The organism is Streptomyces cadmiisoli (genome assembly GCF_003261055.1).
Classification (GTDB): Bacteria; Actinomycetota; Actinomycetes; order Streptomycetales; family Streptomycetaceae; genus Streptomyces; species Streptomyces cadmiisoli.
In genome coordinates this window covers 2,585,482-2,610,024 of sequence record NZ_CP030073.1, presented here as the reverse complement: position 1 = coordinate 2,610,024, position 24,543 = coordinate 2,585,482, and the positions used below count along the sequence as shown (strand labels likewise).

Sequence of the window (24,543 nt, the reverse complement as noted above, 5' to 3'; positions counted from 1 at the left end):
TGTCGTCCGGTGTCGGTCAGACGAGCAGTTCGACCTCGGACAGCGTCGCCTCGCCCTCCAGGACCAGGCGGTACTTCTCGTACGTGCCCGGTGACTTCACGGAGAAGGCGCGGGTCTGCCGGTCCCAGGTGAAGGACTCCCCGGAGCGCTTGTCCAGGGTCCGCCAGCTGGTCCCGTCGGAGGAGCCCTGAAGGGTCCAGCCGGTCGGGGCCTTCGCCCGGTCGGCCGACGACGTCAGCGTGTACTGCACGGCACGGCCCCGCCCGGACACGGGCAGGTCCACCGTCGTCACGCTCGCCTCCGTCGCGGAGGTGTTGTCGACCAGCGCGCCCTCACCCTTCAGCAGGTCCGTGCGCGGCGTCGGCACCTCGTCGTCCCGGGTGATCGAGACGGGCGCGGCGCCCTTGCCCGTGCCCCACTTCGACGGCTTCGAGCCCATGTCGAACTCCAGCACACCGCCCTTCGCGATCAGCGAGTGGGGGAGCGAGGTCGACGACCAGCCGCGGCCGTTGACCTTCAGGCCCTGGACGTAGACGTTCTTCGCGCTGTTCTTCGGGGCCCGGATCACCAGGTCCCGCCCGTTCTCCAGGTGGACGGTCGCCTTGGTGAACAACGGGGAGCCGATCGCGTACTCGCCGCTGCCCATCACCAACGGGTAGAAGCCGAGGGCCGAGAAGAGGTACCAGGCCGACTGCTCACCGTTGTCCTCGTCGCCGTGGTAACCCTGGCCGATCTCGCTGCCCGTGTACAGGCGCGACAGCACCTCACGGACGTTCTTCTGCGTCTTCCAGGGCTGTCCGGCCGCGTCGTACATGTAGATGGCGTGGTGGGCGACCTGGTTGGAGTGCCCGTACATGCCCATGCGGACGTCCCGCGCCTCGGTCATCTCGTGGATGACGCCGCCGTAGGAGCCGACGAACTCCGGCGACGCCGTCTCGGGCGTGCTGAAGTACTCGTCCAGCTTCTCGCCGAGCCCGGACCGGCCGCCGTACAGGTTGGCCAGACCGCGGCTGTCCTGCGGGGCGGTGAAGGCGTAGCCCCAGCCGTTGGTCTCGGTGTAGTCGTAGCCCCAGACGCGCGGGTCGTACGCCGACGACTCCACCCGCCAGTCGCCGTTGCCCTTGCGGCCCTGGAAGAAGCCGGCCTCGGAGTCGAAGAGGTTCACGTACTCCTGGGCGCGGTCGAGGAAGTACGCGGACTCCTCCTTGTAGCGCTTCTCACCGGTTTTCTTGTGGAGGGCCTGGCCCATCTGCGCGATGCCGTAGTCGTTGAGATAGCCCTCCAGCGCCCACGACAGGCCCTCGTGCGTGTCCGTGCTGGTGTAGCCCAGGAACGGGGACGTCGTCATGCCCTTGCGGCCCACACCCGACGACGGCGGTACGACCGTCGCGTTCTTCACCGCCGCGTCGTAGGCGGCCTCCGCGTCGAAGTCGACGCCCTTGACGTAGGCGTCCGCGAAGGCGACGTCCGACGACGTGCCGGTCATCAGGTCCGCGTACCCCGGCGAGGACCAGCGCGAGGTCCAGCCGCCGTCCTTGTACTGCTGCACGAACCCGTCGACCATCTCACCGGCCTGCGAGGGGGTCAGCAGCGAGTAGGCCGGCCAGGTCGTCCGGTAGGTGTCCCAGAAGCCGTTGTTGACGTACACCTTGCCGTCCACGATCTTGGCGCCGGTGTGCGTCGGAGTGTCGGGGCCGGTCATCGGCGAGAACGGGGAGGCGTACTTGTACGTCGAACCGACCTTCTCGAAGCCGGAGTTCGGGTACAGGTACAGCCGGTACAGGCTGGAGTACAGCGTCGTCAGCTGGTCCGGCGTCGCGCCCTCGACCTCGACCTTGCCGAGGATCCGGTCCCACTGGCGCTGGGCGCGGTCCTTGACCTGCTCGAAGGACGTGCCCTCCGGGACCTCCTGGCGCAGGTTGTCCTTGGCCTGGTCGAGGCTGATCAGCGAGGTCGCCAGCCGCAGCGTCACCGTGCGGTCGGCACCCGCGTCGAAGCGCAGATGGCCCTTGACGCCGCTGGAGGACCCGTCCGTGACCGGCTTGTCGAAGACGCCGTAGACGAACAGGCGGGTGGCGCCCGTGGACAGCCCGGACTTCACGTCGGAGTAGCCGGTGACGACACCGGCGTCCTTGTCGAGGGTCAGCCCCGCCTGGTCGGTCACGTTGTCGAACAGGACGCTCGCGTCGTCACCGGGGTAGGTGAAGCGGAGCACCGCCGCGTGGTCCGTCGGCGTCATCTCCGCCTTGACGCCGTTCTCGAACCGCACACCGTAGTAGTGCGGCCGGGCGACCTCGTTCTCGTGGCTGAACGCCAGCGCGCGCGCCGTACGCCCGTTCTCCGGGGTCCCGCTAGCGGCCGACGGCATCACCTGGAAGGTCTGCCGGTCGCCCATCCAGGGGCTCGGCTCGTGGCTGGCGCTGAACGCCTGGATCGTCGGCAGGTTGTCCGCGTTGTTCGCCCGCGCGTAGTCGTACAGCCAGCTCAGCGAGCCCGCGTTGGTGACCGGCGTCCAGAAGTTGAAGCCGTGCGGCACGGCGGTCGCCGGGAAGTTGTTGCCCCGGGAGAAGCCGCCGCTGGAGTTGGTGCCGCGGGTGGTGACCGCGTAGTCCGACAGGTGCGCCTTCGGCTTCTGGGGAGGCGCGGTCCGCAGGGACACGTCGTCGACCCAGCCGCGGAACTTCGCCGGGCCCTTGGGGGAGTCGTACGCCACCAGGATCCGGTCGACGGTCTTGCCCGCCGCCACCGAACCGATCCGGGAGGCGACGTTGTTCCACTGGTTGACGTACAGCACCTTCGCGGCGCCCTGGCCCCGGGGCGACAGCGCGAAGCCGTGCTGGTCGGTGGCGCGCAGGTCGCTCAGATGCGTGCCGTCGGTGAAGGCCAGGTCGACCGAGACGTTGGTGGCGTCGTAGTCGCGGTCGCCGTCCGCCATCGACGGGAAGATCCGGTACGACAGCTCGGTGTCGCGGCCGACGGCCACGTCGACGTCGAAGACCTTGTTGTACGAGTACGCCCCCGCCTCGGCGGTGTGGCGGCCCGCGTAGCGCAGCGCGCGCTTGCCGGTGAAGCCGGCGCCCGCCTTCGCGGTCGGCGACCCGCTCGGGCCGCGGTCGACCAGCGTGAGCATGTCCTGCGGCACCGGCCCCTCGCCGCCGCCGGTCGAGAACTGCACGTCGGCGATCTGCAGGATGCCGCCGCCCTTGTTCCGGGTCACGTCGAGCCGGAAGTGGCGGTACTCGGCGGCCGCGTCCGCCGGGATGTCGTACGTCTTGGTCTGGAAACGCTCCGCGAACGACTCGCCGGAGCGGGTGTCGAGCGTCTTCCAGTCCTGGCCGTCGGTGGAGCCCTTCAGGGTCCAGTCCACCGGGTCGCGTTCATCGTGGTCATTTGCTGAAGTAATCGCATATGTAACGACCTTGGATGGTTTGTCAAGGTTGAATTCCACCCAACCGGTGGGCGTGAAGGTCAGCCACTTGGTGGTGGGTTCGGTGTCGACGAGGTTCTCCTTCACCTCGCCCCCACCGGAGTTCTCCGCGTTCGCCCGGACATCGGTGACGTGGTCGGTCACATTGCCCGGTATGCCGCTGCTGTATCCGCCGTCCACGCCGGCGGCCCGCTTGCTGCCGTCCGGGGCGGTGTCCACGGTGTTCAGCCAGTCCGGGGCCGGTTCGCCGGCCTCGAACGAGGAGCTGAACTCCCGGTCGGCGGCGGGTGCCTGCGGCAGGGCCACCGCGACTCCCTGCGAGCCCCCCGCCAAGGCGAAAGCGGTCGTCACGACGACCGCCGTACCCCATCTGTGCCGCGTTCTGCGCTGCATCAGTTCGCACCCTCCCTGCGCTCTGGACAACGTTGTCAATCATGATGCGCAAGGACCAGTAGTGACTCAAGTGTTCGGAGCTGTCAAGGGTGTTGACTGAGGCGTTCGAGTGCAATGTCGTGGATTTTTCCGGCAGAGCGACCGCAGGCAGCTCATATTTCCGCGAGGTCTCAACTCGGAAAAGCCGACGACCAACCTTGCATTCGATCTTGCCCCGTTGGCGGGAAGTGGACTATACCTGTCGGCGATTCACAGGATCCGCACTTCCGCACAACTCAGCATGACCCCACCGCGGTGCCGGGGAGGATCCGGTTCACCGCCTGAGTCCTGGAGAAGGCGAGGACTTGAGCATGGGATCCACTTCCGCCGAGAATGCCGAGAACAACGGTTCCGAAAGCGTCGGCCGCCGCTCACTCATGAAGCGGTCCGCCGCGCTCGGTCTGGTCTCCGTACCCGCGATGAGCTTCCTGTCCGCCTGTGCCAGCGGTGGCGGCGGCGAGGACTCGGGCGAGGACACCAAGGGTGAGACGTCCAAGGACAACCCCTTCGGAGTGAAGAAGGGCAGCAAGCTCGACGTCGTCATCTTCAAGGGCGGCTACGGCGACGACTACGCCAAGGCGTGGGAGGCCGACTTCCAGAAGAAGCGGGGCGTCACCTCCACCCACACCGGCACCCAGGAGATCACCGGCAAGCTCCAGCCCCGCTTCAACGCGGGCAACCCGCCGGACATCGTCGACAACTCCGGCGCCCAGAAGATCAAGATCGACGTCCTCTACAAGAACGGCCAACTCCTCGACCTCGCCGAGGTCCTGGACGCGCCGAGCGTGGACGATCCGTCGAAGAAGGTCCGCGACACCGTCATCCCCGGCACCCTCGACCCGGGCCTCCAGGAGGGCAAGGTCGTCGCCCTCAACTACATCTACACGGTGTGGGGCCTGTGGTACTCCGGCAAGCTGTTCCAGGACAAGGGCTGGGAGGTGCCGCAGACCTGGGAGGACTTCCTCGCCATCTGCAAGGACGCCAAGTCCGAGGGCATCGGCGGTCTCGCCCACCAGGGCAAGTACCCGTACTACATCAACGTCGCCATCATGGACCTGATCGCCAAGAAGGGCGGTCTGGACGCCATGAAGGCGATCGACAACCTCGACCCGAAGGCGTTCGTCGGCTCCGACGCGGCGCTGGCGGCCGTCGAGGCGGTCTACGAGGTCGTGGAGAAGGGCTACTTGATGCCCGGCACCAACGGCCTGACCCACACCGAGTCGCAGACCCGCTGGAACCAGTCCAAGGCCGTCTTCATCACGAGCGGCTCCTGGCTGGAGAACGAGCAGCTGAAGCAGACGCCGGAGGACTTCGACATGAAGTTCATGCCGATGCCGCTGCTGGCGGACAGCGCGATGCCGTTCGAGGCGATCCGGGCCGGCTCCGGTGAGCCCTTCATCATCCCGTCCAAGGCGAAGAACCTGCCGGGCGCCAAGGAGTTCATGCGGCTGATGCTCTCCCGGGAGTGGTCGACGCTGTTCGCCAAGGAGGCCAACTCGCTGACGATCCTTCAGGACGGTGTCGACCCGAGCGTTCAGCTGCGGCCGGGCACGCAGTCGACCGTCGAGGCGTCCAAGGCGGCCGGCGACAACACCTTCCGGTTCCTGTACACCGAGTGGTACAGCGAGATGGACACCGCGATCCAGAACGCGTCCAACGAGCTGATGGCGCAGCGGATCCAGCCGAAGGAATGGCTCAAGCGGGCGCAGGCGGCCGTCGACAAGGCCGCCAAGGACCCGGCGGCCAAGAACAACCGCCGGGAGTAGTGCGGGGAGAGCGCCGCCAGGGGGTGCGGTGGAGCGTCGGGTGCCGGTCCGTGGTGGACCGGCCGCCCGGTTCCCCGCGCCCCCTCGGCGGCGCCGCAGTGGCCGTCGGGACAACAGGGCAGGATCGCCAATGCGCAAAGGGCAGCACCGGTTCGTCGCGGGTTTTCTGTTCATCCCCGTGGCGCTATATCTGATCTTCGTGATCTGGCCGTACATCCAGACCTTCGGCTATTCGCTGACCGACTGGAAGGGGCAGTCGCAGACCTTCAGCTTCGTCGGACTGGACAACTACACGGCGCTGGTCCAGGACGACATCTTCATGGGTGCCATCTGGCACAACATCCTGTTTCTGGTGTTCATCCCGGTGATCACCATTCTGCTCGCCCTGTTCTTCGCCTTCATGCTGAACGCGGGCGGTCGCGGACGGGCCGGCGGGGTCGCGGGGGTGGCCGGGTCCGGTTTCTACAAGGTCGTCTACTTCTTCCCGCAGGTGCTGTCGATGGCGATCCTCGCGGTGCTGTTCGGCGCCGTGTACCGCAGTGACAGCGGCGGCATGCTCAACGGCCTCCTGGTGAAGCTGGGCCTCGTCGACGCCGGCGACCCGATCGAGTGGCTGAACGAGCCGGACTTCGTGCTGTGGGCGCTGATCCTGGTCGTCGTGTGGCACGGCGTCGGCTTCTACCTCGTGCTGTTCTCCGCCGCGATGCAGTCCATCCCGAGGGACATCTACGAGGCCGCCCTGATCGACGGTGCCGGCCGCGCCCAGTCCTTCTTCCGCATCACCCTGCCGCTGCTGTGGGACTCCGTGCAGACGGCGTGGGTCTACCTCGGCATCGCGGCGATGGACATGTTCATCCTGGTGTCCACCATGACCTCGGGCGAGTACGGCGGCGGACCGGACCACGCCAGCGAGGTCATGTCCACCGTGATGATGCGCAACTTCCTCTACTACGGGAAGAGCGGCTACGCCTGCGCCATGGGCGTCGTCATGCTCCTCCTGACCCTGATCGTGTCCGTGGTCATGCTGCGCGCCACCCGCCGCGAGCGCGTCGAGTTCTGAGCGGGAGAGACGACGATGAGCGCACCCATCAAGGAGACCGCGGCCGTCCCCGCCCAGCGGTCCGTGCACAAGCCCTCGGCCCGGTCGGGGCAGCGGCCCGGCGAGGGCATCGCCCTGAACGCCTTCTCGCACGGCTTCCTCGCCCTGTGGGCCCTGATGATCGTCCTGCCACTGCTGTGGCTGGTGTTCAGCTCCTTCAAGACCGACACCCAGATCGCGGGCTCGGCCTTCGGCTGGCCGCAGAACTGGACCTTCGACGTGTTCACCCGGGCCTGGGACAAGGGCATCGGGGACTACTTCCTCAACACGGTCGTGGTGCTGGCCTTCTCGGTGCCGCTGACCATGCTCTTCGGCTCGATGGCCGCCTACGTGCTGGCCCGCTACGAGTTCTGGGGCAACCGCCTGCTCTACTACTTCTTCGTCGCGGGGGCCATGTTCCCCGTGTTCCTGGCCCTCGTCCCGCTGTTCTTCATGGTCAAGCGGCTGGACATGCTGAACACCTACCAGGGCCTGATCCTGGTGTACGTCGCCTACTCGATGCCGTTCACGGTGTTCTTCATGCACGCCTTCTTCCGGACCCTGCCCACGGCGGTGTTCGAGGCGGCGATCCTGGACGGCGCCTCGCACACCCGGACGTTCTTCCAGGTCATGCTGCCGATGGCCAAGCCCGGACTGATCAGCGTGGGGATCTTCAACACGCTCGGCCAGTGGAACCAGTTCATCCTGCCGACGGTCCTGATGCAGCCGCAGAGCGGTGACGATCCGGAACGGTACGTGCTCACCCAGGGCCTGATCCAGCTCCAGCAGCAACAGGGATACGCGTCCGATCTGCCGGTGCTGTTCGCGGGCGTGACCATCGCGATGATCCCGATGCTCGTCGTCTACCTGTCCTTCCAGCGTCAGGTGCAGGCAGGCCTGACCTCCGCCACCTTGAAGTAGCGTTCCGTAACCGGTTGCACGCGCACCGCTCCCGCTGCTGGGGAGCGGTGTGTTTGCTGTGTGCACGGACCCGGATACTGTTCAACCTCTTGACGGGAGGCAACCCGAACGGCTCAGCTTAGAGTTCACTAGTTGGACATAGACGGGGCCTCATCGAAGCGGTCCCGCGCGCGGGAGGTCGTCGTGGAGACTCCGGGGTCGCAGTCGTCGCTGCACCGAGCCAACCTGGAGCGGGTGGTACGAGCCGTGCGGCTGGCGGGATCCCTCACACAGGCCGAGATCGCGAGGACGACCGGACTGTCCGCGGCCACCGTCTCCAACATCGTCCGAGAGCTCAGGGAAAACGGAACGGTCGAGGTCACGCCCACCTCCGCCGGGGGCCGGCGGGCCCGCAGCGTCTCGCTCAGCGGTGACGCCGGGATCGTCATCGGAGTGGATTTCGGGCACAGCCATTTGCGCGTCGCGGTCGGGAACCTCGCTCATCAGGTGCTGGCCGAGGAGTCCGAGCCGCTGGATGTGGACGCCTCCGCCGCCCAGGGCTTCGACCGGGCGGAGGAGCTGGTCAACCGGCTGATCGAGGCGACCGGGGTGGACCGCGGCAAGATCGCCGGAGTGGGCCTCGGCGTGCCCGGCCCGATCGACGTGGAGTCCGGGACGCTGGGCTCGACCGCCATCCTGCCCGGCTGGACCGGCGCCCGGCCCGCCGAGGAGCTGCGCGGGCGGATCGGCGTGCCGGTGCACGTGGACAACGACGCCAACCTGGGCGCCCTGGGCGAGCTGGTCTGGGGCAGCGGCAAGGGCGTGCGTGACCTGGCATACATCAAGGTCTCCAGCGGTGTCGGCGCCGGTTTGGTGATCGACGGCAAGATCTACCGCGGACCCGGCGGCACGGCCGGTGAGATCGGTCACATCACCCTCGACGAATCGGGTCCCGTCTGCCGCTGCGGCAACCGGGGCTGCCTGGAGACCTTCACGGCCGCGCGGTACGTGCTCCCGCTCCTCCAGCCCAGCCACGGTACGGACTTGACGATGGAGGGCGTCGTACGGCTGGCACGGGACGGGGACCCGGGCTGCCGCCGGGTGATCGCCGATGTCGGCCGCCACGTCGGCAGCGGTGTCGCCAACCTCTGCAACCTGCTGAACCCGAGCCGCGTGGTGCTCGGCGGCGACCTCGCCGAGGCCGGTGAGCTGGTGCTGGGGCCCATAAGGGAGTCCGTCGGCCGCTACGCCATACCGAGCGCGGCCCGCCAGCTCTCGATCCTTCCGGGGGCACTGGGGGGCCGCGCGGAGGTGCTCGGAGCGCTGGCTCTCGCCCTCAGCGAGATGGGCGATTCGACCCTTTTGGACGGAACTGCGACCGGTGTGTTGCAGGCTGTGGCACCTGCCTTCACTTAGAGAACGGATGGCACCGTTGCCAACCCGTTAAGGATTTACTTCTTGACGTCGCACGTGCGGCCGAGTTGACTTCCAGCCACCTCGGCCGCAACGACGCGGCCTCGTCAGGGAGGTTATGAAGTGAACACGCGTATGCGTCGTGCCGCCATTGCTGTCGCCGCGGGTGCGATGGCAGTCTCTCTCGCCGCCTGTGGCAGTGCTGAGGAAGCGGGAGGCGACAAGGAATCCAAGGGCTCCGCCGCCGCCAAGGGCGACGCCATCAAGGTCGGCCTTCTCCTTCCGGAGAACAAGACCGCGCGCTACGAGAAGTTCGACCGGCCGCTGATCGAGAAGAAGATCAAGGAGCTGACGAACAACAAGGCGGAGATCCAGTACAACAACGCCCGCCAGGACGCCAACCTCCAGGCGCAGCAGGTCGACACGATGATCACCAACAAGGTGGACGTGCTGATCCTGGACGCCGTGGACGCCAAGGCGATCAAGAACTCGATCCAGAAGGCCGCGGACGCCGGCATCAAGGTCGTCGCCTACGACCGCCTCGCCGAGGGCCCGATCAGCGCCTACACCTCCTTCGACAACGAAGAGGTCGGCCGCACCCAGGGCGAGGCCCTGCTGGAGGCCCTGGGCGACAAGGCCAAGGGCAGCCAGATCGTCATGATGAACGGTTCGGTCACCGACCCGAACGCCGCCATGTTCAAGAAGGGCGCGCACTCCGTTCTCGACGGCAAGGTGAAGATCGGCCGCGAGTTCGACACCAAGGAGTGGTCGCCGGACAACGCCAACGCCAACATGGAGACGGCGATCTCGGCGCTCGGCAAGAGCAAGATCGCCGGTGTCTACTCGGCCAACGACGGCATGGCGGGTGGCATCATCACCGCCCTGAAGGCCGCGGGCATCGACGACATCCCGGTCACCGGCCAGGACGCCGAACTCGCCGCCGTCCAGCGCATCATCACGGACGCGCAGTACATGAGCGTCTACAAGTCCTACCCGCAGGAGGCCGAGGTCGCCGCCGAGATGGCGGTCGCCCTGGCCAAGGGTGAGGACCTCGGTGCCATCGCCAAGGACAAGGTCAACAGCGGCAGCGCGCAGGACATCCCGTCCGTGCTGGTCCCGGTGGTCTCCCTGACCAAGGAGAACATCAACGACACCGTGATCAAGGACGGCATCTACACCGTCGACGAGATCTGCGCCGGCAACTACAAGACCGCCTGCGACAAGCTCGGCATCAAGTAAGCGCGACAAGTCCCTCCCACCGTACGGCGATTCATTCGTGAAGCCCCGTACGGGACGGGCCCTCGGGCCCGTCGGGGACCCGCGCACCAGGCTCCATCCGGCGCCCCGCGCATCAGACAGCCCCGCAAGCTAGTCCCGGGGCGCCGGACGGAACATCCCCCCAGTCTTTCTGCACAACCTCCCGCCGGGTCAGGCGGCGAAGGAGATGGTTCACGTGTCCGCTACGCCCGTGCTGGCGTTGCGCGGGGTCTCCAAGCGGTTCGGTGCCGTCCAGGCGCTCACCGACGTAGAGCTTGAGGTCCACGCCGGTGAGGTGGTCGCCCTCGTCGGCGACAACGGCGCCGGAAAGTCCACGCTGGTCAAGACGATCGCCGGCGTGCACCCCATCGATGAAGGTGTCATCGAGTGGGACGGCAAGGCCGTAACGATCAACAGGCCGCACGACGCCCAGGCGCTGGGCATCGCGACGGTCTACCAGGACCTCGCGCTGTGCGACAACATCGATGTCGTCGGCAACCTGTTCCTCGGCCGCGAGCTGCGGAAGTGGGGCGTCCTCGACGAGGTCGAGATGGAGCGCCGGGCCCGCGAGCTGCTGACGACGCTGTCGATCCGCATCCCCAGCGTCCGTATCCCGATCGCCTCGCTCTCCGGCGGTCAGCGCCAGACCGTGGCCATCGCGCGCTCGATGCTCGGTGAGCCCAAGCTCGTCATCCTCGACGAGCCGACCGCCGCCCTCGGCGTCGAGCAGACCGCCCAGGTGCTCGACCTGGTGGAGCGTCTGCGGGAGCGCGGCCACGCCGTGATCCTGATCAGCCACAACATGGCCGATGTCAAGGCCGTCGCCGACAAGGTGGCGGTGCTGCGCCTGGGCCGCAACAACGGCGTCTTCGAGGTCAAGACGACCTCGCAGGAGGAGATCATCTCCGCCATCACCGGCGCCACCGACAACGCCGTGACCCGCCGTGCGGCGCGCACGACCGGGGAGGTTTCCAAGTGAGCATCGACAAGACCTCCACGTCGACCGACGAGCAGTCCGTCGAGAACCCCGAGGCGGCCGCCGCCGCCGTCACCGCGGTCGACCCGCGCCTGCTCGTCCGCGAGCAGGGCCTGGCCGGCTACTGGGGCGAGTTCAAGCGGAAGATGAAGGCGGGTGAGCTGGGCTCCATCCCGGTCGTCCTCGGCCTGATCATCATCTGCGTCGTCTTCCAGAGCCTCAACTCGGCGTTCCTGTCCGCGCAGAACATCAGTGACATCACCGTCACGATGGTCGGCACGGGCATGATCTCGGTCGGCATCGTCTTCGTGCTGCTGCTCGGCGAGATCGACCTGTCCGTCGGCTCGGTCAGCGGCGCGTCCAGCGCGATCGCCGCCGTGCTCGCGGTCAACCAGGGCTGGCCCGAGTGGGTCGCCGTGCTCTTCGCGATCGGCGCGGGCATCGTCATCGGCGTGATGCACGGCTTCTTCTTCGCGGTCCTCGGGGCTCCGGCGTTCGCGGTCACCCTGGCCGGTCTGCTGTTCTGGCTGGGCTTCATGCTCCAGACACTGGGCGAGAACGGCACGATCAACCTCGACAGCGACGGCTTCATCGGCAAGCTGACGACGTACTTCTTCACGGACGTCGCCGCCGCCTACGGCCTGGCGACCGTGGTCACCGCGGTCTTCTTCGTCACCTCGTTCCTCGGCAACCGGCGCCGTGAGGCGGCGGGCGTCCCGTCCCGGCCGCTGAGCGACACGCTGCTGCGCACCGGTCTGCTGGCGGTGGTCTCCTTCGCCGCGGCGTTCATGTACAACCAGTACAAGGGCCTGCCGCTGGCCACGGTGATCTTCCTGGTGTTCCTGGTCGGCACGGACTTCGTGCTGCGGCGCACGTCCTACGGCCGCAAGGTGTTCGCGCTCGGCGGCAGCGTCGAGGCCTCGCGCCGCGCCGGTATCAACGTCACCGCGGTCCGGATCTCGGTCTTCGCGATCTCCGGCGGCTTCGCGGCCATCGGCGGCCTCTTCCTGGCCTCCAAGATCGCCTCGGCCAACCAGAGCGCCGGTACCGGCGACCTGCTGATGAACGCGATCGCGGCGGCCGTGATCGGCGGCACGAGCCTCTTCGGCGGCCGCGGCCGCACCTGGAACGCGCTGCTCGGTGTCCTGGTGATCGTCTCGATCCAGTACGGCCTCCAGCTGGAGTCCATCGCCGAACCGGTGAAGTACATGATCACCGCCGGCGTCCTGCTGACCACCGTGGTCATCGACTCCATCACCCGCAAGACCCAGAAGACGGCCGGACGCGCCTAGGCGCCCCGCGAGACCTGTGCCCGGTACCAATGGCGGTACCGGGCACAGCCATGTCGTAGGAACGGCTCGCGCTGGGTAGAGCCGATCCCGTGACGTGTGACCCGCCGCCCGGGCGTCGGCCGCCCGAGCGGAACATTAGACTCGACAAGCCCGGCAACAGCTCGAACAGCTCTACAGCAAGGAGGCACGGGTGCCGCTGCTGACCCGCATCACGGGACCGCGCGATCTGGATCGGCTCAGCCTGGAGGAGCTGGACCAGCTGGCACAGGAGATCCGGACCTTCCTCGTCGACGCCGTCTCCAAGACCGGCGGCCACCTCGGCCCCAACCTCGGTGTGGTCGAGCTGACCATCGCCCTGCACCGCGTGTTCGACTCACCCAAGGACAAGGTGCTGTGGGACACCGGCCACCAGGCCTACGTCCACAAGCTGCTCACCGGCCGACAGGACTTCTCCAAGCTGAAGATGAAGGGCGGCCTGTCCGGCTACCCCTCGCAGGCCGAGTCCGAGCACGACGTCATCGAGAACAGCCACGCCTCCACGGTCCTCGGCTGGGCCGACGGCCTCGCCAAGGCCAGCCAGCTGCGCAAACGTGACGACCACGTGGTGGCGGTCATCGGCGACGGCGCCCTCACCGGCGGCATGGCCTGGGAGGCGCTCAACAACATCGCGGACGCCAAGGACCGCCCGCTCGTCATCGTGGTCAACGACAACGAGCGCTCCTACGCGCCCACCATCGGCGGCCTCGCCAACCACCTGGCCACCCTGCGCACCACCGACGGCTACGAGCGCTTCCTCGCCCGCACGAAGGAGGTGCTGGAGCGCACCCCCGTCGTCGGCAGGCCGCTCTACGACACCCTGCACGGCGCGAAGAAGGGCCTGAAGGACTTCATCGCACCCCAGGGCATGTTCGAGGACCTCGGTCTGAAGTACGTCGGCCCGATCGACGGCCACGACATCGAGGCGCTGGAGTCGGCGCTGGCGCGGGCGAAGCGGTTCGGCGGCCCGGTGATCGTCCACTGCCTCACCGAGAAGGGCCGCGGCTACCAGCCCGCCCTCCAGGACGAGGCGGACCGCTTCCACGCGGTGGGCAAGATCCACCCCGACACGGGTCTGCCCATCGCCTCCTCGGGCGCGGACTGGACCTCCGTCTTCGGCGACGAGATGGTCGAACTCGGCAAGGAGCGCGAGGACATCGTCGCCATCACGGCCGCGATGCTCCAGCCCGTCGGCCTGGACAAGTTCGCCAAGTACTTCCCCGACCGCGTCTACGACGTCGGGATCGCCGAGCAGCACGGGGCCGTCTCCGCGGCGGGCCTGGCCACCGGCGGGGTGCACCCCGTCTTCGCGGTGTACGCCACCTTCCTCAACCGCGCCTTCGACCAGGTGCTGATGGACGTGGCCCTGCACAAGTGCGGTGTGACCTTCGTGCTGGACCGGGCCGGCATCACCGGTACCGACGGCGCCTCCCACAACGGCATGTGGGACATGTCGATCCTCCAGGTCGTCCCCGGGCTGCGGCTGGCCGCGCCGCGCGACGCCGAGCAGGTCCGCGCCCAGCTGCGTGAGGCCGTCGCGGTCGACGACGCCCCGACGGTGGTCCGCTTCTCCAAGGGCGCCGTGGGCCCCGCCGTACCGGCCGTGCGCCGGATCGGCGGCATGGACGTCCTGCGGGAGCCCGGCACCACCACCCCGGACGTACTGCTGGTCTCGGTGGGCGCCCTCGCCCCGATGTGCCTGGAGATCGCCTCGCTCCTCGACAAGCAGGGCATCTCCACCACCGTCGTCGACCCGCGCTGGGTCAAGCCCGTCGACGAGGCCATGGCCCCGCTCGCCGAGCAGCACCGCGTGGTGGTCACCGTCGAGGACAACTCCCGTGTGGGCGGTGTCGGCTCCGCGGTGGCGCAGGCGCTGCGCGACGCCGGGGTCGACGTGCCGCTGCGCGACTTCGGCATCCCGCCGCGCTTCCTCGACCACGCCTCCCGCGCCGAGGTCATGGCGGAGATCGGGCTCACCGCCCCGGACATCGCCCGCCAGGTCACCGGTCTGGTCGCCAAGCTCGACGGACGCTACGAGCGGGCCACGGCCGAGGTCGAGGCCGCCCGCGACTAGGGCATGTGACGACAGGCCTCAGGGCCGCAGGCGTCCCGCCACCGCAGCACACCGGGTGCCCCCGGCCGACGACGGCCGGGGGCACCGTTGCGTCCGCGACGCGAACGCCCGGGCACGCAACCGCGGGCGTACGCGAATCCGGGCGGCCGCCCTGCGTCCGGATGGGCCGCAGACGCCACCGCGAAGGGTGGCGGAACAAGTCCTTCCGCGTGAATGCCTCCGCGTCGGGGCATACGGATGGAGCCCCCTCTCGATCATGTCGGGGACGACAAGCTGGGAGGTACGCCGTGAGCAGCACCCTATTCAGGACGAAGAATGTCGAGCAGTCCATCCTCGACACCGAGGAGCCCGAGCACGCGCTCAAGAAGTCCCTGTCCGCCCTGGACCTGACGGTCTTCGGCGTCGGTGTCATCATCGGCACCGGCATCTTCGTCCTCACCGGCACGGTCGCGAAGAACGACGCCGGACCCTCCGTGGCCCTGTCCTTCGTCGTCTCCGGCGTCGTCTGCGCCCTCGCCGCCCTGTGCTACGCGGAGTTCGCCTCCACCGTCCCGGTGGCCGGGTCCGCCTACACCTTCTCCTACGCCTCGCTCGGCGAGCTGCCCGCCTGGATCATCGGCTGGGACCTGGTCCTGGAGTTCGCGCTGGGCACGGCGGTGGTGGCCGTCGGCTGGTCGGGCTACATCGCCTCACTGCTGGAGAACGCGGGCTGGCAGGTACCCGAGGCGATCGGGACCAGGGGTGGCGCCGACGGCTTCGGCTTCGACATCTTCGCCGCGGCGCTGGTGCTGGTGCTCACCGCGATCCTGGTGGTCGGCATGAAGCTCTCCGCGCGGGTCACCTCGGTCGTCGTCGCCATCAAGGTGACCGTCGTGCTCGTCGTGATCATCGCGGGCATCTTCTTCATCAACTCCGACAACTACAGCCCGTTCATCCCCGAGTCGAAGCCGCAGGAGGCGGGGCGGAGCCTGGACTCCCCGCTCATCCAGCTGATGTTCGGCTGGGCGCCGGCCGACTTCGGCGTGATGGGCATCTTCACCGCCGCGTCGGTGGTCTTCTTCGCCTACATCGGCTTCGACGTGGTGGCCACCGCCGCCGAGGAGACCAAGAACCCCCAGCGCGACATGCCCCGCGGCATCCTCGGCTCGCTGATCATCTGCACCACCCTGTACGTGGCGGTCTCGATCGTCGTCACCGGAATGCAGCACTACAGCGAACTGTCCGTCGACGCCCCGCTCGCCGACGCGTTCAAGGCCGTCGGGCACCCCTGGTTCGCCGGCTTCATCAGCTTCGGCGCCGCCGTCGGCCTGACCACGGTCTGCATGATCCTGCTGCTCGGCCAGACCCGGGTGTTCTTCGCGATGAGCCGCGACGGACTGCTGCCCCGCTTCTTCTCCCGGGTCCACCCGCGGTTCCGGACCCCGCACCGGCCGACCATCCTGCTGGGCGTGATCATCGCGATCGTCGCGGGCTTCACCCCGCTGGAGGAACTCGCCGCGCTGGTCAACATCGGCACCCTGTTCGCGTTCGTCCTGGTCGCCATCAGCGTGATCATCCTGCGCCGCACCCGCCCGGACCTGCCCCGCGCCTTCCGCACTCCCTGGGTCCCGGTGCTGCCCATCGTGTCGGTGCTGGCCTCGCTGTGGCTGATGCTGAACCTGCCCGCCGAGACCTGGGTCCGGTTCGCCATCTGGATGGCGATCGGCGTCGTCGTGTACTTCCTCTACGGCCGCTCCCACAGCCGTCTGGGCCGCCACGAGGAGACCACGACCGACGAGGTGAAGGGACAGCCCCGGGGCCAGGGAGGCTGACGCCCCGCCGGCCACGCGGCATTTACCGCCGCGGGCCACGGCCGTGACGTCGCCCGAGCCCGGCCGCTGTGAGGAGCCCGCCCCCGTGGAGGCCCCGCGTGGCGGATCCGGGGGCGGATACGCCAGCCGTCGGTGACGGCGTGACAGCTCAGCAAGGCCAGGTGCCGGTACCCGGGCGGGTGCCGGCACCTCGCCGTCCCGGCGCGCAGCAGCGCCCCCGCAGGCCGGGACACCCCCTCGGGGCCCGGCCACCGACCCGGCGTCCCCCGGTCGTTCAGCGGTCGCTCAGCGGCGTACGGAGCGTGGTCCCAGCACGTCCGCGCCCAGGGCCGTGACCCTGCGGCGCAGTTCGCGGTCGGCCGTGGCCACCAGACAGGGGCGCTCGCCCGCCTCGGAGACCAGCTCGACGATGCGGTCGTCCCCGCTGCCGGGCGCCGCCTCGACCCGCACTCCGGGCACGGACTCCACACCTTTGGCGGCGCCCTCCACCACCAGGACGATCTCCGCGCCGTCCTCGTGGCCGGGCACCCCGTCGAGCGCCAGCCGGTCCCGGAGCCGTTCCACCGCTCCGCGCCGGTCGCGCCACCAGCCGTCGGGCACCGAGCCGATGACATTGGCGGCGTCGATGATCAGCAGTTCCGTCACGGGTCCGACGCTACGCCGGTGCGGACCGGCTCACGAGGCCGGCGTCCCACCGTTCGCCGGAGACCGCCTCGCCGAGGCCGGGATCTCCTCGTCGGCGCGGACGGCCCGCCACAGCGCCGACGCCTGCGGCTCCACGGCGACCACCCGGTTCGGGTCGACCCGGTCGTACTCCACCGGCAGCATGATCGTCTCCATCGCCGCGGGGTCGATGCCGTCCAGGCTGCGGCCGAAGTCGACGAGCGCGCTGAGCGAGGCGAGTTCGGAGTCGGTGGTCAGGGAACCGGTGAGGGAGTCGGCGATCCGGTACGTCCGGGTGGGGTGGCCCAGCAGGTCCTGGCGTCTGATCTCGGTGAGCAGCGCGGTCATGAACTGCTGCTGACGGCCGATCCGGCCCAGGTCGCTGCCGTCCCCGACGCCCTTGCGGGACCGGACGAAGGCCAGGGCCTCGGTGCCGTCCAGCCGGTGCGTGCCGGCCGCCAGATCGAGCCCGGCGGAGCGGTCGTGGAGGTCCTCGCGGACCGTGAGCGGCACACCGCCGATCGCGTCGACGATCTCCTTGAAACCGGCGAAGTCCACTTCGACGAGATGGTCCACGCGGACCCGGCTCATCTTCTCCACCGTCTTCGCCGTGCAGGCCGGACCCGCCTGCGCGTACACGGAGTTGAACATCACGCGATCCGCGGACGGCAACGCGGTGCCGTCCCGCCCCGTGCACGCCGGGCGGGTGACCAGCGTGTCGCGGGGGATGCTCACGGCGACCGCCTCGGTCCGCCCCGCGGCTATGTGCACCAGCAATGTGGTGTCGGCCCGTGCCCCGTCGGTCGAGCCTCCGGCGAGCGCCGCGTTGTCGCCCGCGCGCGAGTCCGACCCCAGCACGAGCAGGTTCACCGCGTCCCCGGCCGACGCCTGACGGGCCGGCCGGTTCTTCTCGTCGCCGAGCGCCCGGTCCAGATCGACCGCCCCGTCCTTGAGGTTGGAGTCGAGGCCGTGGTACAGCCACCAGGCCGTTCCGCCGCCGGTGAGGAGCACCACCAGGAGCCCGAGCAGGAGGCCGCGCCGCAGCCGCCGGCCGCGCTTCGGGCTGGGCGCGCGGCGGCGGCTGCGAGGCCGGTCGTCGGCCGTGGCGCGGTGGGTCTGGCTCATGTCTCTCCGGGCTGGATGTATGCGCGGGCGAACCTCCGACGGTGCGGAGGAAAACGGGATCACTGAGACACGCGAGATGAAGGGAAGGTTGTATGACCTGTCGAGTGATAAGAGGCACTGCATGATCAGTGTGTGAACTGTGAAGTTCTTGTTAGCATCCTCACTCTTGTTCGAATCAGGAACTTATAAGCGCCCTTCACGCGGCTCGGGCCGACGCAACGGGGTTGGGGATTGGTGTCGTGAGCAGAACCGCCACAGTGGATCTCGTCGTTGTTGGACTCGGCTACGTGGGTCTGCCACTGGCCCGTTCCGCCGCGGGGGCCGGACTGAAGGTCGTCGGACTGGACCGCAGCAGCCGGGTCGTCGAAGGGCTGAACGCCGGTCGTTCGCATGTCGACGACATCACCGACGCTGAAGTCGCCACGATGCTCGACCAGGGCTTCCGCGCGGTCGACCGGGCCGATGTCATCGCCGACGCCGCCGCGGTCGTCATCTGCGTCCCGACCCCCCTCACCGAGCACGGCGCCCCGGACCTCGGCGCGGTGGACGCCGCCGTCGACGACATCGCCGCCCATCTGACCCCGGGCACCCTCGTGGTGCTGGAGTCGACCACCTACCCGGGCACCACCGACGAGGTCGTGCGCCCGCGGCTGGAGGCCGGCGGCCTGCGTGTCGGCGAGGACTTCCACCTGGCCTTCTCCCCGGAGCGCATCGACCCGGGCAACCCCACCTACGGCCTGGAGAACACCCCCAAGGTCGTCGGCGGTGTCACCCCGGACTGCACCAAGGCCGCCCGCGCCCTCTACGAGCGCTTCGTGGCCCGCGTGGTGGAGGCCAAGGGCACCCGTGAGGCCGAGATGGCCAAGCTGCTGGAGAACACCTACCGGCACGTGAACATCGCCCTGGTCAACGAGATGGCGATGTTCTGCCGTGAGATCGGCGTCGACCTGTGGGACGCGATCCGCTGCGCCTCCACCAAGCCGTTCGGCTTCTCGCCCTTCTACCCGGGGCCCGGTGTCGGCGGCCACTGCATCCCGATCGACCCGAACTACCTGTCGTACAAGGTGCGCTCGCTGGGCATCCCGTTCCGGTTCGTGGAGCTGGCCCAGGAGATCAACCAGCGCATGCCCGTGCACGTGGTCAACCGCACCGCCGACCTGCTCAACGACCACGGCAAGGCCGTGCGCGGCTCCCGGATCCTGCTGCTGGGCGTGACCTACAAGCCCGACATCTCCGACCAGCGCGAGAGCCCCGCCCTCGCGGTCGCGGAGAGCCTGCGCGCACGGGGCGCCGAGCTCGTCTACTTCGACCCCCGGGTCGAGGACTGGTCGGTCGGCGGCGTGCCCGTCGAGCGGACCGACGACTACCTCGCCACGGCCGAGTCCGCCGACATCACGGTGCTGCTCCAGCCGCACCGGGAGATCGACCTGCCCCTGCTCGCCGACCGCGCCCAGGTGCTGTTCGACACCCGCGGCAAGTCCGCCGATCACCCCCGGGTGGTCAAGCTGTGACCACCGACGACACCTACGTACCGGGAGCCGTCGACGCCGGCGGCCGCCAGCGGCACCGCAGGCGAAGGCATCTGAAGGTCTCGTACTTCGTCTTTCTCGGCCTCGGCGCGCTGATCGTCACCAAGCTGGACGCGGGCTCGCTGCACCTGTACTCGATGGGTGCGATGGGCCTGCTGGCGCTGAAGATGATCGGTGCCCTCTTCTACCGTCCGGCCAAGGCCGGCCGGGAGGAACTGGAGTACATCGAGAACGCCTGGGTCACCGCGGTCATCCCGATCTACAACGAGGACCCGGTGATGTTCGAGCAGGGCATGCGCAGCCTTCTCGCGCAGAGCCGGCTGCCGAACGAGATCCACATCATCGACGACGCGAGCGCCGACGACTCCGGCATCCGGACGGCGAAGAAGATGCGCCGCGAGTTCGAGGCCAGGGGCGTCAAGTACACCGTCAGCGTCCAGCCCGAGAACAAGGGCAAGCGCGAGGCCCTGGCGCTCGGCTTCGAGGCGGCCCCGTACTCGGACATCTTCCTGTGCGTCGACTCCGACACCGTGCTGTCCCGGGACACCGTCCGCGAACTGCTGCTGCCGCTGGCCGACGAGCGCATCATGGCCTCCACCGGCATGGTGCTGGCGCTCAACCACGACAGCAACATCTTCACGCGCCTGCAGGACCTGCGGTACGGCAACTCCTTCCTCTTCGAGCGGGCCGCCTACTCCCGTCTGAAGTCGGTCCTGTGCTGCTGCGGCGCGCTGTCCGCCTACCGGGGCTCGCTGGTGCGCAAGTACCTGCCGGACTTCCTCAACCAGCAGTTCCTGGGCAAGCCGGCCGTCTTCGGCGACGACCGCCGCATGACCAACTACTGCCTCATCGAGGGCCAGGTCGTCTTCCAGGAGACCGCCGTCGGCTACACGGCCGTACCGGAGAAGGTGCCGCACTTCCTGCGTCAGCAGGTCCGCTGGAACAAGTCCTTCTTCCGGGAGTCCCTGTGGGCCTTCCGGAACCAGAAGAAGACCCGGCCCGCCTTCTGGCTGACCTGCATGGAACTCGCGCTGTGGCTGGTCTTCGGCTCGGCGATGTTCTACTCCATGGTCATCCTGCCGATCGTGCACCCGGCGCGGTTCGTCAACCACATCGGTGACTACCTGGTCTTCATGGTCCTCATGGGCTACCTGCGCAATGTGCGCTACCTCGACTTCCCCCGCCGCGGGATGGGCTTCATCAAGCGGTTCGGCATGTTCCTGCTCGCGCCGATCTACGGCGTGATCCAGCTGACCCTGCTGACCCCGCTGCGCTTCTACGCCCTGCTCACCCTGCACAAGGGCAGTTGGGGCACCCGCCAGGGCGGTGTCGAGGTGTCCGTGGCCGGTGACCACGAGGCCGATGTGACGGAGATCTTCGAGGAGGAGGACCCCTACTCCGACAAGAAGGTCACCGAGACGCTCCAGCTGATGCGTCTGGAAGGCGTGGCGCTGCGCACCAGGCCCCGCCAGGCGGCCACCATCACCCCGCCGCAGGCGCTGCCCGGCTACGACGAGCAGTACGCCGTGAACCCCCAGCAGCCGGTCTCCTGGGGCGTGCCCGCGCAGCCGGGCCCGCCGGACGGCCGGTGGAACCCGGGCGGCGCCCAGCAGCCCCAGCAGCCCCAGCCGCCGCACCAGCAGTGGCAGCAGGGCGGCCGGCACCCGCAGCAGCCCCAGCACCCGCAGGGCGGCCCCCAGGACCCGTCCTGGCAGCAGGGCAACGGGCCGCGCTGGTAGGGCGGCGACGAGCGGCACATGAAGGAGGGGGCGGACCGCACGGTCCGCCCCCTCCTTCGTCCTGTCCGCCTACGTGTAGTACTCCATGGCCTCCGCCACGGTCACCACGGGAATGTCCCGCTCGTCGATCGCCTTCATCAGCGTGGTGAGCCCCGCCGTGCCGATCTCCGTGCTGGTGGCCGGCGCTCCCGTCACGATCTTGTGCAGGCACAGGATCAGCCAGTCCCCGTTGTTGACGCACCGGTCCAGCTTGCCGCCCGCGGCGGTGAGCTTCGACAGCGCCGTACCGCCGATGCCCGTGCCGTCGGTGATACCGGTCAGCGACTTCAGGCGGTACGGGTTCGCCGGGGCGATGCTCTCGATCGTCTCGGAGATGATCGACCGGGCGGTGGTGAAGTGGCGGCTCGCTATGAGGTCCACCGGGACGCCGTCCGTGGTCTTCTGGAACGCGCCGTGCGGATAGGCGAAGTGCTCGCTGGTGAAGCCGTTGGACACCAGCCACTCCCGCAGCTTGCGGAAGTCGTCGTCGGCCTGCTCCGCGGTCAGCTTGGGGTAGCTCGCGGTGTGCACCGCGTTGGCGTACGAGTGCCCGGCCATCTCCCAGCCGGAGTAGTTCTGCATGGAGCGCATCTGATCGACGGTCAGGAAGCTGCCCGTGCCGATCGCGTCGGCGATGTTGTACACCGTGCCGGGGAAGCCGAAGGAGTCCATCACCGGACGGGCCAGGTCGTGGATCGACTTGTGGGAGTCGTCGAAAGTGATGGAGACGGCGCCCTTGGGGAAGACGCCGGAGGTGTCCGGGACCACCTCGACGGCCTGGAGCCGGTAGGTCACCGGCCCGCCCGCACTGTCGTACACGGCGAACGACATGTCGGTGAAGCCGGTCGTGGTGGACGGCTTGCCCGACGCCGAGATCGTGTAGCTGCCGGTCGCGCTGGTGACGTCGGCCCACTGGAGGTGGACCGTCACCCACTCCCCGGACTGGACGTAGTTGGCCGACGTCTTGGAGTGGGTGTGGAACGTCCAGGAGAAGAAGTTCTGGAGTCCGCCGCTGCCGACGTAGAAGACCATCTTCGCCAGGTCGGTCACGTCCTCGACACGGAAGAGGAGCCTGATCATCTTGCCGGTGAGGTTCATCGCGGTCATACCGGACTTACGGATGTACGACTGCTTGCCGGTGCCGTTGGTCGTCACCCGCACCGCCTGCGTGCCCCGGACGAACTGCGTCTTGTCGTTCGCCTCGGCGGATGCGGTGCCCGTACCCCCGGGGGTCCAGCCGTGGGAGGCCTGGAACTGCTGGGACCAGGTGGCCCGGCGGTTCTTCGGCCGGCGGCCCGACGGGGCGTAGGGCGGCGCCGTGGTCAGTCCGCCGATGGCCCCCTGGGCGACGGGAGCGCCGGCCGGCTGGGCGGCGACATTGCCCAGCCAGGCGCCCGCGCCCGCCATGGCGACGCCGCCCGCCCCACCCATGAACAGCGCCGAGCGCCGGCTCACCACCGGCTTGTCGTCCGCGGCGTGGCTGTGTGCGCCGGAGCGCCTCTTCCTCACTGTGACCCCCGAACCGTGTCGAAGTAGTTCATCCCGGTGTCGGCGAAGCCCTCGACCTGGGCTTGGACTTCCTTCTCCGACAGGGTTTCGTTCGCGTTGTAGTAAAGCCAGTCGACCTTCATGTCCCAGGCGCGCTCGCCCTCGAAGGGCAGGTCGATGAACCAGTGGTTGAAGTTCACCGACATGTCGGCGCGCGGGGCGTACTTCCCGTTGCTGAGGAAGAGCTTCTTGCCGTCGAGCCAGTAGGCGACGACGCCGTCCTTCACCCGGATCATGACCGTGTGCCAGCCGTCGAGGCTCTCGTTCGTGGTCTGGTAGACGCGGTCGTTCGTCTTGTGGTCGTACCAGGTGACCGTGTCGAGCTTGGGTCCGGGCCGGCCCCAGCCGCCGTTCGGCATGTACTCGTTGTCCAGCTCGCTGTACTTCGAGCCCTTGCCGCCGATGGTGTAGAAGGTCTGGTTGACGTGGTCGCCCTCGTCACCGGAGGTCGGGCCGTCGCTGAAGCGGATACGGGCCGCGTAGGTCCCCTCGCGGAACTTGCTCTGCGCGGTGCCGAGGCTCGCCTGCTTGGTGCCGGCCTCGGTGCCGTCCGTGCTGGCGCGCAGTTGCAGCACCTGACCGCCGCCCATCGCGTCCTTGTCGGCGGGGAACGTGACGCCGTCGGCCGACCAGGTGTCCTCGATACCGGGGCCGCCCTTGCTGGTGCGCACCAGCCAGCCGTGCTTGAACAGCGCGGGGTCCTTGGCGTCGAGGTAGTCGAAGTTGTCGAACAGGACGCCGGACGGCACCTCGATCTTCGGGGCCGCCGCCGCGGAGGCGTCCGGCGAGGGGGTGGCGCCGCCGCCGCCCGGCTCCTCGCCCCAGACCAGCGCTCCGCGCCGGTAGGCGGTCACCGCCTTCGACTCCTTGTAGCTGGACTTCTCCGCGTCGAAGGAGTGGTCGTTGGACTGCTTCAGCTTCTTGTGGTCGACCCGGAAGAGTTGCAGGTCGATGCCCTTGCTGTTCGCGCCAGCCTTCAGGCTGCCCGCGTCCGCGGTGAAGCCGATCTCCAGATAGTGGTCCGCCGTGTCGGTGGGCTTGTCGAGCGTGCCCACCGTGCCGGATATGTTCGAGCAGCCGACCGCGGCCTGGACGCAGTTGACGGCGTACGCGGTGTCGTCGTCGGCGGTGAAGTAGTACCGGAGCGTCATGTCGCTCAGGGACACCGGCTTCTTCGTGTCGTTGAAGAGTTCCAGGGAGGGCTTGGCCGCCTCCGCGGACGCCGGGGTGTCGGTCCGGTAACGGACGACGAAGTCCGGCGGTTCCGGGTTCGCGGCGCGCCACACCGGATACAGCGCCGTGGCGCCGGCGGCGATCGCGCACACCAGGAGCAGCAACTTGATCTTTGGCCAAACCCGGCGACGGGATGACGGGCGACGGGTGGACGCCACGGAAGCTCCTCCGCAGAACACTGGGCCTTGGTCGAGGACGTCAGGCA

The 24,543-nt window shown here is 68.6% G+C and carries 16 protein-coding genes; 11 read left to right on the top strand and 5 right to left on the bottom strand.

Annotated elements, in window-relative coordinates; all coding sequences use genetic code 11:
- Positions 1 to 16: 16 nt before the first annotated feature.
- Positions 17 to 3,820 carry a GH92 family glycosyl hydrolase gene (locus tag DN051_RS10885; RefSeq protein WP_112438605.1) on the bottom strand — a complete coding sequence of 1,268 codons (3,804 nt, stop codon included), beginning with the start codon at positions 3,818 to 3,820 and terminating at the stop codon, positions 17 to 19.
- 350 nt (positions 3,821 to 4,170) lie between these two features.
- Here DN051_RS10885 and ngcE point away from each other — a divergent pair, with 350 nt between their 5' ends.
- The 9 genes from ngcE (at position 4,171) to DN051_RS10840 (ending at position 16,462) form a co-directional block, all read left to right on the top strand.
- Complete coding sequence (gene ngcE / locus DN051_RS10880; protein WP_053758411.1) at positions 4,171 to 5,625, top strand: N-acetylglucosamine/diacetylchitobiose ABC transporter substrate-binding protein; 1,455 nt, start codon at positions 4,171 to 4,173, stop codon at positions 5,623 to 5,625.
- 130 nt (positions 5,626 to 5,755) lie between these two features.
- A complete protein-coding gene (locus DN051_RS10875; RefSeq protein ID WP_053758410.1) occupies positions 5,756 to 6,685 on the top strand; it encodes a carbohydrate ABC transporter permease in 930 nt (309 codons plus the stop codon).
- A 15-nt stretch (positions 6,686 to 6,700) separates the two neighbouring features.
- Complete coding sequence (locus tag DN051_RS10870) at positions 6,701 to 7,624, top strand: carbohydrate ABC transporter permease (RefSeq protein WP_053758409.1); 924 nt, start codon at positions 6,701 to 6,703, stop codon at positions 7,622 to 7,624.
- Positions 7,625 to 7,807: 183 nt separating this feature from the next.
- The gene (locus DN051_RS10865; protein ID WP_053758408.1) at positions 7,808 to 9,019 is read left to right on the top strand and encodes an ROK family transcriptional regulator; all 1,212 of its coding nucleotides are present in this window, start codon (positions 7,808 to 7,810) and stop codon (positions 9,017 to 9,019) included.
- A gap of 132 nt (positions 9,020 to 9,151) precedes the next feature.
- Complete coding sequence (locus tag DN051_RS10860; RefSeq protein WP_053758407.1) at positions 9,152 to 10,255, top strand: sugar ABC transporter substrate-binding protein; 1,104 nt, start codon at positions 9,152 to 9,154, stop codon at positions 10,253 to 10,255.
- A 205-nt stretch (positions 10,256 to 10,460) separates the two neighbouring features.
- Positions 10,461 to 11,252: an ATP-binding cassette domain-containing protein gene (locus DN051_RS10855; RefSeq protein ID WP_053758406.1), complete on the top strand. Its 792-nt coding sequence runs from the start codon at positions 10,461 to 10,463 to the stop codon at positions 11,250 to 11,252.
- Positions 11,249 to 12,541: a sugar ABC transporter permease gene (locus tag DN051_RS10850; protein ID WP_053758405.1), complete on the top strand. Its 1,293-nt coding sequence runs from the start codon at positions 11,249 to 11,251 to the stop codon at positions 12,539 to 12,541. Before DN051_RS10855 ends, DN051_RS10850 begins: the two co-directional genes overlap by 4 nt.
- A 190-nt stretch (positions 12,542 to 12,731) precedes the next feature.
- Entirely contained in the window at positions 12,732 to 14,651 is a 1,920-nt protein-coding gene (dxs, locus tag DN051_RS10845) for a 1-deoxy-D-xylulose-5-phosphate synthase (protein WP_112438604.1), read from the top strand.
- A gap of 287 nt (positions 14,652 to 14,938) precedes the next feature.
- On the top strand, positions 14,939 to 16,462 hold the full coding sequence (locus DN051_RS10840; protein WP_053758403.1) for an amino acid permease: 1,524 nt from the start codon (positions 14,939 to 14,941) through the stop codon (positions 16,460 to 16,462).
- A 285-nt stretch (positions 16,463 to 16,747) separates the two neighbouring features.
- On the opposite strand, the gene DN051_RS10835 is transcribed toward DN051_RS10840, so the two are convergent.
- Together DN051_RS10835 and DN051_RS10830 are read right to left on the bottom strand one after the other, a co-directional pair.
- Entirely contained in the window at positions 16,748 to 17,107 is a 360-nt protein-coding gene (locus tag DN051_RS10835; RefSeq protein WP_053758402.1) for an NYN domain-containing protein, read from the bottom strand.
- Positions 17,108 to 17,137: 30 nt separating this feature from the next.
- Positions 17,138 to 18,250 (bottom strand): LCP family protein, encoded by a 1,113-nt coding sequence (locus tag DN051_RS10830; RefSeq protein WP_112438603.1) that lies wholly within the window; start codon positions 18,248 to 18,250, stop codon positions 17,138 to 17,140.
- A gap of 239 nt (positions 18,251 to 18,489) precedes the next feature.
- Here DN051_RS10830 and DN051_RS10825 point away from each other — a divergent pair, with 239 nt between their 5' ends.
- Positions 18,490 to 19,761, top strand: coding sequence for a nucleotide sugar dehydrogenase (locus DN051_RS10825; protein WP_053758400.1), 1,272 nt, complete (start codon positions 18,490 to 18,492; stop codon positions 19,759 to 19,761).
- Positions 19,758 to 21,518 carry a glycosyltransferase gene (locus DN051_RS10820; RefSeq protein WP_112438602.1) on the top strand — a complete coding sequence of 587 codons (1,761 nt, stop codon included), beginning with the start codon at positions 19,758 to 19,760 and terminating at the stop codon, positions 21,516 to 21,518. The genes DN051_RS10825 and DN051_RS10820 overlap by 4 nt, the downstream gene beginning before the upstream one ends.
- A 69-nt stretch (positions 21,519 to 21,587) precedes the next feature.
- Here DN051_RS10820 and DN051_RS10815 read toward each other — a convergent pair whose 3' ends face one another.
- Both DN051_RS10815 and DN051_RS10810 read right to left on the bottom strand, forming a co-directional pair.
- Entirely contained in the window at positions 21,588 to 23,066 is a 1,479-nt protein-coding gene (locus DN051_RS10815) for a polysaccharide deacetylase family protein (RefSeq protein ID WP_234388746.1), read from the bottom strand.
- Positions 23,063 to 24,442 (bottom strand): cellulose binding domain-containing protein, encoded by a 1,380-nt coding sequence (locus tag DN051_RS10810; RefSeq protein WP_246040993.1) that lies wholly within the window; start codon positions 24,440 to 24,442, stop codon positions 23,063 to 23,065. Before DN051_RS10810 ends, DN051_RS10815 begins: the two co-directional genes overlap by 4 nt.
- Positions 24,443 to 24,543 lie beyond the last annotated feature (101 nt).

What these genes read in the sequence shown, in the direction of transcription:
- DN051_RS10885 (WP_112438605.1), bottom strand. Translation starts at nt 3,820, where the DNA reads ATGCAGCGCAGAACGCGGCACAGATGGGGTACGGCGGTCGTCGTGACG.
- DN051_RS10860 (WP_053758407.1), top strand. Translation starts at nt 9,152, where the DNA reads ATGCGTCGTGCCGCCATTGCTGTCGCCGCGGGTGCGATGGCAGTCTCT.
- ngcE (WP_053758411.1), top strand. Translation starts at nt 4,171, where the DNA reads ATGGGATCCACTTCCGCCGAGAATGCCGAGAACAACGGTTCCGAAAGC.
- DN051_RS10830 (WP_112438603.1), bottom strand. Translation starts at nt 18,250, where the DNA reads ATGAGCCAGACCCACCGCGCCACGGCCGACGACCGGCCTCGCAGCCGC.
- DN051_RS10870 (WP_053758409.1), top strand. Translation starts at nt 6,701, where the DNA reads ATGAGCGCACCCATCAAGGAGACCGCGGCCGTCCCCGCCCAGCGGTCC.
- DN051_RS10875 (WP_053758410.1), top strand. Translation starts at nt 5,756, where the DNA reads ATGCGCAAAGGGCAGCACCGGTTCGTCGCGGGTTTTCTGTTCATCCCC.
- DN051_RS10855 (WP_053758406.1), top strand. Translation starts at nt 10,461, where the DNA reads ATGGTTCACGTGTCCGCTACGCCCGTGCTGGCGTTGCGCGGGGTCTCC.